This is a genomic window from Arthrobacter gyeryongensis, assembly GCF_039543785.1.
In the GTDB taxonomy this organism is placed as follows: domain Bacteria; phylum Actinomycetota; class Actinomycetes; order Actinomycetales; family Micrococcaceae; genus Arthrobacter; species Arthrobacter gyeryongensis.
This window is the reverse complement of record NZ_BAABKK010000017.1, coordinates 16,197-29,784: the sequence shown is the minus strand read 5'-3', so window position 1 is coordinate 29,784 and position 13,588 is coordinate 16,197. Positions and strand designations below refer to the sequence as shown.

The window sequence follows — 13,588 nt, the reverse complement described above, 5'->3', positions numbered from 1 at the left end:
ATTCGACTGGTTGGTAAAGGGTGTGGCCTAGAGCGGCCGTGCTGCGAGCATGCGTTCGAGGGCGATTTTGGCGTTGTCCTTGACCGAGTCGTCCACCGTGATGCGGTTAACCACGAGGCCTTCCACCAGTTCCTCGAGTACCCAGGCGAGGTAGCCGGGGTGGATGCGGTACATCGTGGAGCAAGGGCAGATCACCGGGTCGAGGCAGAAGATGGTGTGCTGAGGGTTCTCGGCGGCCAAGCGGTTCACCATGTTGATCTCGGTGCCGATCGCGAAAGTGGTGGGCTCGGTTGCGGCGGCGATGGCCTTCTTGATGAAGTCGGTGGAACCCGCGCCGTCCGCCGCGTCAACAACTTCCATGGGGCACTCGGGGTGCACGATGACGTTCACGCCAGGGAATTCGGCGCGCGCCTTCTCGATCTGGCCCACGTTGAAGCGTTTGTGGACGGAGCAGAAGCCGTGCCAGAGGATGACGCGGGAATCCAGCAGGGTCTGTTCGTCGTTTCCGCCGAGTTCCTTGCGCGGGTTCCACATGGGCATCTGCTCCAGCGGCACACCGAGGGCCTTGGCCGTGTTGCGGCCCAGGTGCTGGTCAGGGAAAAAGAGGACCCGCTGGCCACGTTCGAATGCCCATTCGAGGACCATCTTGGCGTTGGAGGACGTGCAGACGATGCCGCCGTTGCGTCCGCAGAAGGCCTTCAGTGCCGCCGAGGAATTCATGTAGGTCACCGGGATGACCGGGGCACGGCCTTCGGAATCGGGGGCGGTCCCGAAGAGCTCTTCGAGCTGCTCCCAGCATTCCTCCACCGAGTCCTCGTCCGCCATGTCCGCCATGGAGCAGCCGGCGGCGAGGTTCGGCAGGATCACGGCCTGGTCCTCGCTGGACAGGATGTCGGCAGTCTCTGCCATGAAGTGCACGCCGCAGAAGATGATGGCCTCGGCGTCGGGCTTGGTCAAGGCGGCGTTGGCGAGCTGGAAGGAGTCACCCACGAAATCCGCGTACTGGACAACCTCGTCGCGCTGGTAGAAGTGGCCCAGGATGACGGCCCGGTCCCCCAGCGTCTCCTTGGCGGCGCGGATCCGGGCGTCGAGCTCGGCGTCGCTGGCCAACTTGTACTCTTCGGGCAACTGGCCTTGGCGGGGCGTCGCCTTAGGAGCGTCGTCGGCACTGGACGCGCCGGGACCGTAAGCCGGGATGCCGGCGAGGGCTTCAGCGACGTCGTACTCCCACGGGCCCTTGGCCAGAGCGGGACTGCACGTCGAGCCGGCCGCGGAACGGCCGCTTTCGGCTTCTTCCCGCGTGATCAGCTGGATAGCTGTGTTGACGCTGCTCATGGTGTACTCCTGTTGTCTGGCCCGAGTCCGGGCGTGCCGGTGAAGCGGTAGAGGCGGGGAGGGCGGTGTTTTCCGCCCTGGAGGTATTCACCGGTTTCCTCGATTTCCGGTGTTCCCTTGATTTGCCGGCGGAAGTTCGCCGGATCCAGCTGACGGTCCAGGACAGCCTCGTAGACTTCCCGGACCTGTGCGAGGGTGAAGAATTCACCCAGCAAGTGATACGCGATGGAACCGTAGGCCATCTTGTTGCGCAGCCGCCACAAGGCATAGTCCACAATCGCGTTGTGGTCGAAGGCCAATTCCGCGAGCCGGTCTGCCCGGAACCAACGGACGTTCTCGGATTCATCGGCCAAGGCGGCTTCCGTGGGCTGCACCAACGCCCAGTAGACAATCGAGACGACCCGTTGGGCAGGCGAGCGGTGCAAGCCGCCGAAGGCGTAGAGCTGCTCGAGGTATTGGGGAGCCAGCCCCGTGGTCTCGCGGAGGTTCCGTGACGCGGCATCCTGAAGGGATTCGTCGTGCTGCAGCGGGCCGCCGGGCAGTGCCCACATGTCCTTGAACGGTTCGCGGATGCGGCGCACGAGCGGCAGCCACAAGGTTGGGCGGCCGGAGGTTTCGCTCGGGCGGAGGGCGAAGATCACCGTCGATATGGCCAACGACGGCGGCGCGAGCCTGCGCTCTGCGACATTGGCGGAGGTGGCGTACACGGTATTCACCCCGCTTCTTTGCCGTAGGGACGAGAAAGTTAGTTATAGTCAAAATGACTAGAACTAATGGTACGACTGTCAGCGCACAGTGTCCAAATGTTTCAGCCCGCGTTCTCCTTGGCCGCAGCTTCCAGGAGGGGCAAAGTGCGGCCTTGGAAATGCGTATTCAGCACGATCACCGAGGACGAACGAAGCACGGTCTTGGTGCCGATGAGCTTGTCCAGCACGCGCTGCAGGTCAGAGTTCGATTTGCCCACCACCCGCACCATGAGATCCGAACTGCCGGAAACGGTGTGGACCTCAATGAGCTCGGGAATGGCAGCCAGGGCTTCGACGACGGCGTCGTGACCCAGGTCCTGGTTGATGGTCAGGGAGCAGAAGGCGACCACAGGATAGCCGAAGCCGGCAGGATCGGGCTGCGGAACCCAGGGAGCCACAACCCCGCGCTCGGCCATCCGGTCCAGCCGCGACTGGACCGTGGCGCGGGCGACCTTCAAGACCCTGGATGCCTCCAGGACTGAGGCCCGCGGGGAGTCGGTGAAAAATCGGACAATCTTGGCATCCAACTCGTCCACAACCATCAGTTTTTCCTACTTCCGCCCAGGAGCTGTACAAATCGGCACTCCATGCCGAGATGTCACACCAGCTTGTAACCATCCTCTCACGAGTGTTTTTCGCCACTCTCCCTCGGAAGCGGTAAATTCGATAAGTCCTACAAGGACCAGCTGACAAACCATCCACAAGAAGGCAAACACGAATGACAACGAAGTCCACCGCTGTTCGACCCGCCATTCCTTCGCAAGGCCTCGGCCATTCGATGAAGCCGCGCCAGCTCACCATGATGGGCCTGGGCAGCGCGATCGGAGCGGGACTCTTCCTGGGATCGGGTGCCGGAATCCACGCGGCCGGCCCCGCAGTACTCATCTCCTACCTTGTGGCGGGCACCCTGATCATCGTGGTGATGTGGGCGCTCGGCGAGATGGCAGCCGCCAACCCCAACAGCGGCGCCTTCTCGGTCTACGCGGAAAAGGCCATGGGCAAGACGGCCGGATCCACGGTCGGCTGGCTGTGGTGGCTGCAGCTGGTAGTGGTCATCGCCGCGGAGGCACTCGGCGCAGCAGGGCTGCTGTTCTCCGTCTGGCCGGTCATCCCCGTGTGGGCGCTGGCCCTCGTGTTCATGGTGGCCTTTACCGCGATCAACCTCGCCGGGGTCCGGAACTTCGGTGAGTTCGAATTCTGGTTCGCCATCCTGAAGGTTGCAGCCATTGTCGCCTTCCTCGCCATCGGGGCGGCCTTGCTGTTCGGCTGGTTGCCCGGAGTGGCTTCCCCCGGCTTCGGAAACCTGAGCGGCAACTTTGCGCCGTCCGGCTGGTCTGGAATTGCAGCGGCGCTCTTCGTCGTCATTTTTGCGTTCGGCGGCACCGAAATCGTGAGCGTGGCCGCTGCGGAGACGCAGAACCCTGCACACAGCGTCGGCAAAGCCATCCGCACCGTGGTGTGGCGCATCCTGGTTTTCTACATCGGTTCCGTCTTCGTCATTGCAGCAGTGCTGCCCTCCGACTCCGAAGGATTGAAGTCGCCGTTCGCCGGTGTCCTGAACCTTGCCGGCATCCCGGGAGCCGGCACGGCCATCACTCTCGTTGCCGTCGTGGCCCTGCTTTCCGCGCTCAACGCCAACCTCTACGGCGCCTCGCGCATGGTCTTCTCCCTGTCGGAGCGCGGCGAAGCACCGGCCTTCCTGTCGCGGCTGCGCGGCGCCCAGGTGCCCATGGCCGCCGTCGGGGTTTCCGTTGCTTTCGGCTTCATCGCCACTGTCCTGGAACTCCTCTTCCCCGACCACGTGCTTCCGGCCTTGCTCAACCTCGTAGGCTCCACTTGCCTCGTGGTCTGGGGAACGGCGCTCGTGTCACAGTTCATCCTGCGCCGCCGCGCCGACCGCGAAGGAACCGAACTGCCGCTTCGCATGAAGGGATTCCCCTTCCTCACGGTATTCGGCCTGGTGCTGCTCGGCCTGATCTTCGTGGTGGGCTTCTCGAATGCCGAGAGCGCGGGCCAGCTGATCGGCACGTTCCTGTTGATCGCGTGCATCGCCGTGGCCTGCAGGATCGGCGCCAAGGTCAAGTCCGCACGAAACGCCTAAGCAAACCCAACTAACTCGCAGTTGTTGTCGTTTTGACGCCTCATAACGACAACAACTGCTGGGCCCACGCCGCCAGGGTTCCCTGGCCGTGGGGCCACACCGGCGAGGGCCCCGGCCTGAGCTTGCGAAGGCTGGGAGCCGGTGGGGACTTGCGAGGCGAGGGTGGCGGTGGGGAGCTACTTGGGTGGGCAAGAGGTGCACAAATTGCTATGTGCCCCCTAGCGAAGACTGGCAGTTCATGGCAGTTTGACTAGCCCCGAATAGGCGGATTGCCTATGATTCAAACAGTGACTACGGTCACGTCCATGGACTCATTTCTTCCCGTCGTGGCCGCAGCCGACGCCGCGCCCCTGTCCCCCGGACAGCTTAGGGAGCTCTATTCCCTGATGGCCGCCGTTCGGTACCTCGATACCTCGGCCGTCGCCTGGCAGCGCCAGGGAATCATCCCCGGCTACGCTCCGGAACTCGGCCAGGAAGCCGCCCAGGTCGGCAGCGCCTACGCCCTCGACACTGCCCGCGACTTCGCTTTCCCGACGTACCGCGAAATGGGCGTCGCAAGGACCATGGGTGTGGACATGGTGGCGTACATGTCCACGCACAAGGCAACGTGGCACGGCGGAATGTACGATCCACTGGCAAGCCGCCTCGCGCCCATCCAGGCCGTGGTGGCAGGCTCGGTGCTTCATGCCGTCGGCTGGGCCCACGGCCAGACCCTGAGCGGCGAAAACGGAGTGGCCCTCAGCTACTTCGGCGACGGTGCTTCCTCCCAAGGCGACGTCCACGAAGCCATGAACTTCGCCGCCGTGATGAATGCACCTGTTGTCTTCTTCATCCAGAACAACGGCTGGGCGATTTCCGTGCCCACCGAACGGCAAGTGGCCGGCGGCTCGGTAGCTGCACGCGCCGCGGGCTACGGAATCCCGGGTATCCAGGTGGACGGCAACGATGTGGTCGCCGTCTACGAGGCCACCCGCAACGCCTTCGCCCACTGCCGCGCAGGGAACGGTCCGGTTGTGGTCGAGGCCATGACCTACCGCCGCGGGCCGCATTCCACCGCCGACGATCCCGGCCGCTACAGGAGCCTCGACAACGAGCGCATCGACGCCGGCGAGGACCCGCTGGAACGCCTCCGCAAGCGTTTGCTGGCCGAAGGCATAGCCGACGAGGCATTCTTCACCGCCGCCAACCACGCAGCCCGGGCGGAAGAAGAAGCGATCCGCACCGGAATCGAAGCCCTCGGCCCCCGGCCCGGCAACGAAATGTTCGATTTCGTCTTCCAGGAAACCACCCCCGCACTTGAAAACCAGGCCGCCCGTTGGCGCGAGGAGTCCGAACATGTCTGAGAGCACTACCGCCATCCTTGAAGCCGAGGCAGCGGCCGAGACCCAGTCCGTCAAGCTTTCCATGCAGCAGGCACTCAACCGCGCGTTGGACGAGGTCCTCTCCGCCGATCCAAAGACGGTGGTCTTCGGCGAGGACTGCGGCCAATTAGGCGGAGTCTTCCGTATCACCGACGGACTGCAGGCCAAGCACGGAGAATCCCGGGTCTTTGACACGCCGCTCGCAGAATCTGGCATCCTGGGCATGTCCGTAGGGCTGGCCATGGCCGGCTTCCACCCGATTCCGGAAGTACAGTTCGATGGATTCGCGTATCCCGCCATCAACCAAATCGTGTGCCAGATCGCCCGGATGAACTACCGCAGCCGCGGCACTTTGCCGATGCCGATCACGCTCCGGGTCCCCAGCTTCGGCGGCATCCGCGCCCCCGAACACCATGGCGAAAGCCTCGAGGCACTCTTCGCGCACGTTCCGGGGCTCAAGGTTGTCTCACCATCGGACCCGCACGATGCCTACCACCTGCTCAAGTTCGCGGCTTCGCGGCCTGACCCGGTGATCTTCATGGAACCGAAGTCCCGGTACTGGCAAAAGGGCGACGTCGACACAGCCGACGGCGGTACCCTCACCGGTGCCCGCATTGTCCGGCCGGGACGCCACCTGACCCTCGTGGCCTGGGGTGCCATGGTAGCCCGGTGCCTGCAGGTTGCCGAGCTCGCCGCGGAGGACGGAATCGACGTCGAGGTCCTTGATCTGCGCTGGCTCAAGCCGATCGACGCGGAAGCACTGGCGACTTCCGTCGGAAAGACGCGGCGCGCCGTCGTCGTGCATGAAGCTCCGCTGACCTCCGGGCTGGGTGCCGAAGTGGCCCAGCTCATCACGCAAAGCTGCTTCGGCACCCTCAAGGCGCCCGTCGAACGGGTCACGGGTTTCGACGTGCCGTATCCCTCCGGCGACCTGGAGGACGAATACATTCCGAACATTGACCGCATCCTCCTGGGAATCCAACGAGTACTGGAGTATCGACGTGGCTGAAATCAGCTTCCCCCTGCCCGATCTTGGCGAAGGCCTCATCGAAGCGACCGTGCTGGACTGGCTCGTCTCTCCGGGCGACCAAGTGGAGCGGAACCAGCCGCTCGTGGAACTGGAGACGAGCAAATCCGCCCTCGAGTTGCCAAGCCCGCAGGCGGGTAAAGTGATCCGTATCCACGGCGCGCCGGGCGAGACCATCAACGTCGGTGAGCCGCTGGTGGTGTTCGAAGTGCCGGACAATACTGCCGGCATCGTGGGCACCGTTCCCAAGGATGACGCACCGAAGCGCCGGGTCCGCCTGAGCGCTGTACTTGATGAGGACTGACACCATGAGCGGCAGGCACACGGAAGAGCACATCCACACGGTGGAGGGCACAGACCCGCATCTGTTCGTGGAAGTCCATGAGCCCGCCGAAGGCACCGACGCCGGGTTGCGCCCTGTCCTGCTGCTGCACGGTTTCTCCTCGTCCACCAAACTCAATTGGGGCGACACCGGCTGGATTTCCACCCTCAAAGCCGCCGGCCGGCGTGTCATCACGGTGGACCTTCCAGGGCATGGCCAGAGCAGTTCGCCCGAGGACCTGGACTCGTACTCGCCGAGCCGGATCCGCGCCGACCTGCTCCAGATAGTCGCCGACGCCGGTGCGCGCCCCGTGCGCGCCGGCGACCCCACCAGCGGGCTCGACGTCATCGGCTATTCCTTGGGTTCCCGGCTCGCCTGGGAATTCGGGGCAACCCAGCCCGAACTCGTGCACCGGCTGGTGTTGGGCGGCCCGAACAAGGAAGACCCCTTGGCGTCCTTCGATCTCGTGGCCGCCCAGCGCTACCTCGCGGACGGCACTCCCATTGAAGACGAGTCCACCGCAGGATTGCTGAAGATGGCACAGCTCTTGCCGAGCAACGATCTCTTTGCGCTCTTGTCCCTCATCGAAGCCATCAAGGGCGAACCCTTCGATCCTGCCGAAGCCGTGCCCCACATGCCGATGCTCCTCGTGGCCGGCGAGAAGGACGAACGGGCCGTCACCATGCCGGAACTCGCTTCGATCGCTGCCCACGGCGGCGGGATGGTTGAACAACTGCTCGTCCCAGGCCGGAACCACAGCAACGCTGTGACCAGCAGGGTCTTCAAGGATGCTGCGGTGGCGTTCCTCGGCGTCTAAACGGCGGCGGAGCAGACGCCTTAGCCGGCCAGCCGCTCCGCATTGAGCGTCATGCGCTCCAGCACACTGACGGCCATGGCGTATTCGTCGATGCCGATCCCCATGGAGAGGTCCTGGCGGGAATCTTCAACGAGCCTTTGGGCTTCCGTGTGTTTTGCGCGGCCCAGTTCGCTGAGGCTGAGGCGATCGTCCACCATGATGATCATGCCGCGGCCCACGAGCGCGCCGAGTTCGTTTTCGCGACGTCGCGTGTCGCCGCCCCAAAAAGGGTTGAGTATTCCGTCAAGATCCTCGGGGCTGATGGGTGACTCGGCCAGGACGTTGAGGGTCTGCCACTGCCTGCGGCTGAGTTTCAACCTCGCCAAGGTGCTGTCCAGGTGCGCCTCCAAAGCGGCGTCCAGGCGTTTGGTCCAGTAACCGATGGGCTTGTTCACATGGCCCATCGTGGCAGCGCAGAGCGGTCCCGGCAACAAAGGTAGGCTTGATTCAGCGCTGGATGACGTGGAAGTGAGACGAATGGGCATGCGCTTCAAGGACCGTGCGGACGCCGGACGCCGCGTGGCAGCAGGTCTTCCGCAGCTCCGGCAACGGCCGGACACCATCTTGCTGGGACTCGCCCGCGGTGGGGTCCCCGTGGCGGCCGCTGCCGCCGTCGAGCTCCACCAGCCATACGGCGCCATTCTGGTACGTAAACTCGGCATTCCGGGGCGTGAAGAAACAGCGTTCGGCGCCCTGGCCTGGTCCAACGGCAGGATCGTCCGCATACTCAACCGGCCCCTCGGCGAACGCATGCTGCGGCACGGAATCACCCAGGCTTCCCTTGATGCGGTGGAGGCACGCGAGCGGGGCGAACTCCTGCGGCGAGTGAAGACCTACCCGGGTATCACCTTCGACCTCTCGGGTAAGACCGTGGTCCTTGTTGACGACGGACTCGCCACGGGCGCAACGATGCGCGCCGCAGTCGAGGCCGTCCGCGCAGGCGGGGCGGGGACTGTGGTGGCCGCCGTCCCCGTGTCATCCCTCGAAGCCCAAGGGTCCATCAGCCGCGTGTGCGATTTCATGATGTGCCTGCACACGCCCGGAAAGTTCCACGCCGTTGGCGCGTTCTACGAGCACTTCGAACAACTGACCGACGACGACGCGGTGCGGCTTTTGGGGCGGGCGGGGTAGTTTGTGAGCCGCAGGAGCGTTGCCGGTTTCGCGTCATATGTGAGCTAGCGTTGGAGAATTTCGCGTCATATGTGAGCTAGCGTCTGACTGCGAATGGGAGGGACAGGACAGCGACGACGACGGCGATAGCTCCCCCCGCCGTCGTACGTGCCGTGGCGCGTTCAGTCCTTCCGTTCGAGGAACTCCCGCACCCGGGCGCGGGCAGGCTCGCGGTCGTAGCTGTTCACGAGGGCAGCTGCCATGCGGACAGGGTCACCGAAGAAGAAGTACTCATACAGGGCCTGGCGCCCGGCGAACGCGGAAATGCTGGCATCAAAAGCGAGCTTGAAGAGGCGCACGCGCTCCGGCCCGGTCAGCGTCTTCGCCTGCAGGTACAGCTCGATGTCCGGCAACGCCTCGCTGGCCACGTCCGCTTCGCCCGGCAGGGCCATGAGGCCGGACGCCGAGAACTTCCGGATGATGGCGGGGAAACGCTGGGCAACCTTGGGGTACCAGTTGCGAGCCGCATTCAGGGTGGGCCAATGCGGCAAGAACACGCCATCCGGGCTTGGAGCCGCCTGGGCTTCAGCGGCGACCATGAGGGCCTTGCCGATTTCGACGGTTTCGATCAGCTCCGCCAGGTCCTCCTGGATGTGTTGGAAACCGTCAACCCCGATCGATGCCGCGATCTCCGAGGCAAGGCCAAGGAAGAACTCGCTCTTCGCGATGGTCCTCGTGACCACCTGGTGGGTCATGAGGGCCCCGGCGCCGGTCTCGGAGTAGAAGGCATTGCACAGTTCAGGATGGCCGAGCATGAAGATGCGCTCGTTGGGAACGAACACATGGTCGAAAACGACGACGGCGTCCATCTCCTCGAAGCGGCTGGCGAGCGGTTCGTCGTGGGTGCCTCCACCGTTGTACAGCGAGGTCCGGCACAGGTAGCGCATGCCGGGTGCATCGTTCGGAAGGGCGAACGCGTAGGAGTACGGAGCATCTTCCGGCGTCGAGCGCAGGAGCGTCGACGGGAACACGAGGAGTTCGTCCGCGATCGGCGCGATCGTCGCGAGCATGCGCGCGCCGTGGACCACGATTCCGTCTTCGCGCTCTTCCACGACCCTCGCCGAGAGCTGCCCGCCGAGCTGTTCGGAACCTGACACCGAACGGTTGACCTGCGGCGGGATCAGCGTGTGCGTGGCCAGGAGATCGTTCTCGCGGCAATGCTCGTAGTATTTGCGGATGTTTTCGCCGAACACCGGATCGGCCTGGGCAAACCATTTTTCCGCGGCCGCGAGCGCCGTGAGGGCGCCGTTCATGTAGTCACCCGTGCGGCCCAGGAATCCAAGGGAATACTCTGCCCAGGTGCGGATGGCCGCATGCCTGTGTTCGAGGTCTTCTTTGCTGCGCGGCACCAGGAACGAGGCACTTACCCGGTCGCCCGTCGTCGGGGATTCGTAGGTGAGCGCGTCGGCGTACTTCGGGTCATGTTGCATGTCGAAGAGCTTCGCGTACGTGCGGGCCACGTTTCTGAAGGACGGGTGGTCGGCGATCTTCTCGGTGACCATTTCGCCGTCGATCAGGACGTGGGGGTTCATCGAGTTGAGCTTGTCCAGGTACTGCTGTCCGGTCCGGATTCCCATGGTTGTCTCCAATGATGGTTGAGCTGAAACGGCATTGCGCGGTGGATGCGACGTCGACTGGCGCCGCGGCAACTACAGAAGATCCTCCATTCCCAATTGGCTTTCCGGGATGGTGGTGAAAGAGCTGTTGGCGAAGGCGAGCGCGTCGCCGCTGCGGTAGTTGAAGTCCACCACTTCCCCTAGGTAGAGGGTGTGGTCTCCGCCGTCGTAGGCCGCCCATGGCGTGCATTCGAAATAGGCGAGGACGTTGGATAGCCGCGGCGCGGTCCCACCTTCGACCCACCGGGGCTCGGGCCCGGGTCGGCCCGCGAAATGCAGGGCGAGCTGCTTCTGTTCGGCGCCCAGGATATTGACGCTGAAGGGGCGCCCGGCGAGCTCGTCGTGCGCTTTGGCGTTGCGGGCGATGCTGACCAGGACCAGAGGCGGTTCCATGGACACAGAGGTGAAGGAATTGACGGTGATGCCATGCCGCTTGGTGGCGCCGTCGAACGTCACGATGGCAACGCCTGTGGCAAAGCGGCCCAGGCTGCCGCGGAAGTGATGTGCCCGCGGCCGAGAAGTGCGGCCCAGGGGTCCCGGCTCCGCGTTCTGGCTGGACTTGGCAATCATCGTTGATTCCTGGTTGGAGATTGTTCTATATGTGAATTTGTTCTATATTTGAACAACAAATTCTCATACAGAACCATAGTCTTTTGTGTGCTACAGCACAAGACGGCGGGCCGGCCGCGTTTGGCCCCAACATAGGATGGAGCGCATGATGTCTCCCAGCGCCGCGAAAAGTCTGCAGGAAACGACGGCGACGGTCTCGCCGTCGCAGACCCTCTCCCGCGGAATCCAAGCCTTGGAAATCCTCGCCGCTGCCGAGCGCCCCCTGACCATCGCAGAACTCGCCGGCGCCTTGGGCGTCCATCGCTCGGTGGCCTACCGGATCCTCCGCACGCTGGAGGATCACTCCCTGCTGGTGCGCGACGACGCAGGACGCGTCCAGCCCGGTCCCGGCCTTGCGGTGCTGGCCCGGGGCGTCTCCCGCGACCTCCAGACGGCCGCACTCCCGGAGCTCTCCCAACTCGCCAACACCCTGAACATGACGGCCTTCGTAGCGGTCTGGGACCATCAGGACTGCGTCACGCTGGTCACGGTCGAGCCCCGCCACTCAGCCGCGACCTTGGCACAGCATCCCGGCACGCGCCACCCGGTGAACACCGGGGCGCCTGGAATCGCGATCCAGTCCACCATGAGCGAAGAAGAGTGGTCCGCCCGCGCTCCGGGCCTTCCGTATCGACCGGAAGCGGCAGAAGCGCGCCGGCTCGGCTATGCGGCAAGCCACGACGAAGTCATTGCCGGTTTGTCTTCCTTGGCCGCCCCCATCCAGGTGCCGGGCGGGCGCCCCGCGGCGATCGCCGTCGTCTACATCCGCCGCGAACAGGACCAGGCCACCGTCGGCGAAGCACTGGCAGCGAGCGCGGCCCGCATAGAGTCCCAGCTGGCGTAGGGACCCCGCACGTCGCCGTTTGATGCGTCTTGCTTTCCAACGCTCGCTCACTTATGGGGCCAAAACCGGGAACCCTCTCGCAGATGATGTGAGCGAGGGTTACCAAAAAGTGGCCCATAGGTGAGCGAGCGTCGTTATTGCCGGGTGCTTGGCCTGCGCCGGAGGACCAGCCCGGCAACGATACCGAGCAGCAATAGCGCGCCCGAAGCGGCCGCGGACACCACAAAAGCGGCGCCGGGACCTTGGGTCTGGGCCAACTCGCCGGCAAGGTAGGCGCCCAACGCCGTACCCGCCACGATGCCGCTCGCCAGGGCGGTCATCACGGTTGCCATACGGCCGGCCGGGGCCACGACTCCCCCGATGCTGAAGACCGTCACCATGACGGGTCCCACGGGAATTCCGAGCACCAACAGAACAATGACCATCGGCCAGATCCCGGCGGGAAGGAACAAGAGAAGAGAGAACGATGTCATCGCGGCCGCGGCGAGCACCCAGCGGATGGCCAGCCCGAAGCGCTGCGGCCAATAGGCAACGGACAGGGCAGCGACGGCGGAGCTCAGGCCCATGACGGAATACATCAGCCCCGCAATTTCCGCCGTGGCGAACTGGGCGGAGAAAGCACTCAACGCATTCTGCGTTGCACCGAAGAATGTTCCCATGCAGACCATGGCCAGCACCGGAACGGCCACCTTCAGCCAGGCCATGGAACGGACGCTTGACTTCTGCTCCGCACGGACGCTCCCGACGCCGGTCCGCGCCTTGCGCTTTGCCGGCACCACAGCCAATTGTGAAGGATGCACCGCGAAAGCCGGTACGAGGGTGGCTGTAAGGACGGCCGCCAATGCGAGCGGAAGCCAAGGCGCTACGAGGCTCGCGAGAATACCGACCAGCGCAGGACCCAGGACGAAAGTGATTTCGTCCGCGGTTCCCTCGTAGGACAAGGCGGTGTCCAGGTCTGCGCGGCTGGACGCCACGCTCCCGGGACCGGCAGGATTCGCTGCGGCTCCGGGGACCGAATTCCGGGTGTTCAGGTTCCGGGTGGTCAGGGCCATCCAACGGACACGGGCCATGGGCCCCACCTGCGGGCAACTCGCTCCGGCGAGGAAAGCCGTCACCAAAATGGCAATCGCGTCCGTGGGGGCGTTGAAATCGGGCGTCAAGTACGCGGCAACGAGCAAGGCGATGACGGTGACGGCGTTGACAGCCGCGGCCACGAGCAGGATAGGGCGCTGGCCTGAGCGGTCAGCGAGCGAGCCGAGTATCGGCGCGCCCAAGGCCGATCCGATGCCGACGGCTCCGGCAGCAAGGCCGCCGATGGCGTAAGAATGGCTGACGGCCGTGACAAGAGTGAGGGTGCCGACTGTCAGCATGGCGAGGGGCAGCCTCGCGAAGAGTCCCAGCGGTAGGAAGTTGCGGCCTGCGAGTTCGGGCAGGCGGGCGAAGCGTCCAGGTAGGCGCGAGCGGCGGGGCGCGGGCGAAGGGGGTGCGGAGGGAAATTCAGGGTGAGGCTGAAGTGCGGTGTTCGCCGCGGAGTTCTGTGGGGAGGAGTTCATGATTCCGGGTTCGCTGAATAGTACGCATCGTCCCTCCTCCCGATGCGC

At 64.5% G+C, this 13,588-nt stretch carries 14 protein-coding genes; 7 read left to right on the top strand and 7 right to left on the bottom strand.

Annotated features, from left to right (window positions below; all coding sequences use genetic code 11):
• Positions 1 to 27: 27 nt before the first annotated feature.
• The 3 genes from nadA to ABEA18_RS13475 all read right to left on the bottom strand — a co-directional run bounded on the left by nadA (position 28) and on the right by ABEA18_RS13475 (position 2,623).
• Positions 28 to 1,335, bottom strand: coding sequence for a quinolinate synthase NadA (gene nadA / locus ABEA18_RS13485; protein ID WP_345449902.1), 1,308 nt, complete (start codon positions 1,333 to 1,335; stop codon positions 28 to 30).
• Entirely contained in the window at positions 1,332 to 2,042 is a 711-nt protein-coding gene (locus ABEA18_RS13480) for an NUDIX hydrolase (protein WP_345449987.1), read from the bottom strand. Before ABEA18_RS13480 ends, nadA begins: the two co-directional genes overlap by 4 nt.
• Before the next feature lie 101 nt (positions 2,043 to 2,143).
• Positions 2,144 to 2,623 carry an Lrp/AsnC family transcriptional regulator gene (locus ABEA18_RS13475; protein WP_345449901.1) on the bottom strand — a complete coding sequence of 160 codons (480 nt, stop codon included), beginning with the start codon at positions 2,621 to 2,623 and terminating at the stop codon, positions 2,144 to 2,146.
• 176 nt (positions 2,624 to 2,799) lie between these two features.
• Here ABEA18_RS13475 and ABEA18_RS13470 point away from each other — a divergent pair, with 176 nt between their 5' ends.
• The 5 genes from ABEA18_RS13470 to ABEA18_RS13450 all read left to right on the top strand — a co-directional run bounded on the left by ABEA18_RS13470 (position 2,800) and on the right by ABEA18_RS13450 (position 7,709).
• Positions 2,800 to 4,182 carry an amino acid permease gene (locus tag ABEA18_RS13470; protein ID WP_345449900.1) on the top strand — a complete coding sequence of 461 codons (1,383 nt, stop codon included), beginning with the start codon at positions 2,800 to 2,802 and terminating at the stop codon, positions 4,180 to 4,182.
• A 305-nt stretch (positions 4,183 to 4,487) separates the two neighbouring features.
• Positions 4,488 to 5,525 (top strand): thiamine pyrophosphate-dependent dehydrogenase E1 component subunit alpha, encoded by a 1,038-nt coding sequence (locus tag ABEA18_RS13465; RefSeq protein WP_345449986.1) that lies wholly within the window; start codon positions 4,488 to 4,490, stop codon positions 5,523 to 5,525.
• A complete protein-coding gene (locus ABEA18_RS13460) occupies positions 5,518 to 6,552 on the top strand; it encodes an alpha-ketoacid dehydrogenase subunit beta (RefSeq protein ID WP_345449899.1) in 1,035 nt (344 codons plus the stop codon). Before ABEA18_RS13465 ends, ABEA18_RS13460 begins: the two co-directional genes overlap by 8 nt.
• Positions 6,545 to 6,874, top strand: coding sequence for a biotin/lipoyl-containing protein (locus tag ABEA18_RS13455; protein WP_234747729.1), 330 nt, complete (start codon positions 6,545 to 6,547; stop codon positions 6,872 to 6,874). The genes ABEA18_RS13460 and ABEA18_RS13455 overlap by 8 nt, the downstream gene beginning before the upstream one ends.
• A 4-nt stretch (positions 6,875 to 6,878) precedes the next feature.
• Positions 6,879 to 7,709, top strand: coding sequence for an alpha/beta fold hydrolase (locus ABEA18_RS13450; RefSeq protein ID WP_345449898.1), 831 nt, complete (start codon positions 6,879 to 6,881; stop codon positions 7,707 to 7,709).
• 20 nt (positions 7,710 to 7,729) lie between these two features.
• Here the strand turns inward: ABEA18_RS13450 and ABEA18_RS13445 are convergent, their stop codons facing one another.
• Positions 7,730 to 8,143, bottom strand: a complete 414-nt coding sequence (locus tag ABEA18_RS13445) for a MarR family transcriptional regulator (protein ID WP_345449897.1) — start codon at positions 8,141 to 8,143, stop codon at positions 7,730 to 7,732.
• An 82-nt stretch (positions 8,144 to 8,225) separates the two neighbouring features.
• On the opposite strand from ABEA18_RS13445, the gene ABEA18_RS13440 reads away from it, so the two are divergent.
• Positions 8,226 to 8,879 carry a phosphoribosyltransferase gene (locus tag ABEA18_RS13440; RefSeq protein WP_345449985.1) on the top strand — a complete coding sequence of 218 codons (654 nt, stop codon included), beginning with the start codon at positions 8,226 to 8,228 and terminating at the stop codon, positions 8,877 to 8,879.
• A 161-nt stretch (positions 8,880 to 9,040) separates the two neighbouring features.
• On the opposite strand, the gene hpaB is transcribed toward ABEA18_RS13440, so the two are convergent.
• The gene (hpaB, locus tag ABEA18_RS13435; RefSeq protein WP_345449896.1) at positions 9,041 to 10,495 is read right to left on the bottom strand and encodes a 4-hydroxyphenylacetate 3-monooxygenase, oxygenase component; all 1,455 of its coding nucleotides are present in this window, start codon (positions 10,493 to 10,495) and stop codon (positions 9,041 to 9,043) included.
• 72 nt (positions 10,496 to 10,567) lie between these two features.
• Complete coding sequence (locus tag ABEA18_RS13430) at positions 10,568 to 11,104, bottom strand: flavin reductase family protein (protein WP_345449895.1); 537 nt, start codon at positions 11,102 to 11,104, stop codon at positions 10,568 to 10,570.
• 148 nt (positions 11,105 to 11,252) lie between these two features.
• On the opposite strand from ABEA18_RS13430, the gene ABEA18_RS13425 reads away from it, so the two are divergent.
• Complete coding sequence (locus tag ABEA18_RS13425) at positions 11,253 to 11,987, top strand: IclR family transcriptional regulator (RefSeq protein ID WP_345449984.1); 735 nt, start codon at positions 11,253 to 11,255, stop codon at positions 11,985 to 11,987.
• A gap of 134 nt (positions 11,988 to 12,121) precedes the next feature.
• Here ABEA18_RS13425 and ABEA18_RS13420 read toward each other — a convergent pair whose 3' ends face one another.
• Positions 12,122 to 13,540 carry an MFS transporter gene (locus ABEA18_RS13420; RefSeq protein WP_345449894.1) on the bottom strand — a complete coding sequence of 473 codons (1,419 nt, stop codon included), beginning with the start codon at positions 13,538 to 13,540 and terminating at the stop codon, positions 12,122 to 12,124.
• Positions 13,541 to 13,588 lie beyond the last annotated feature (48 nt).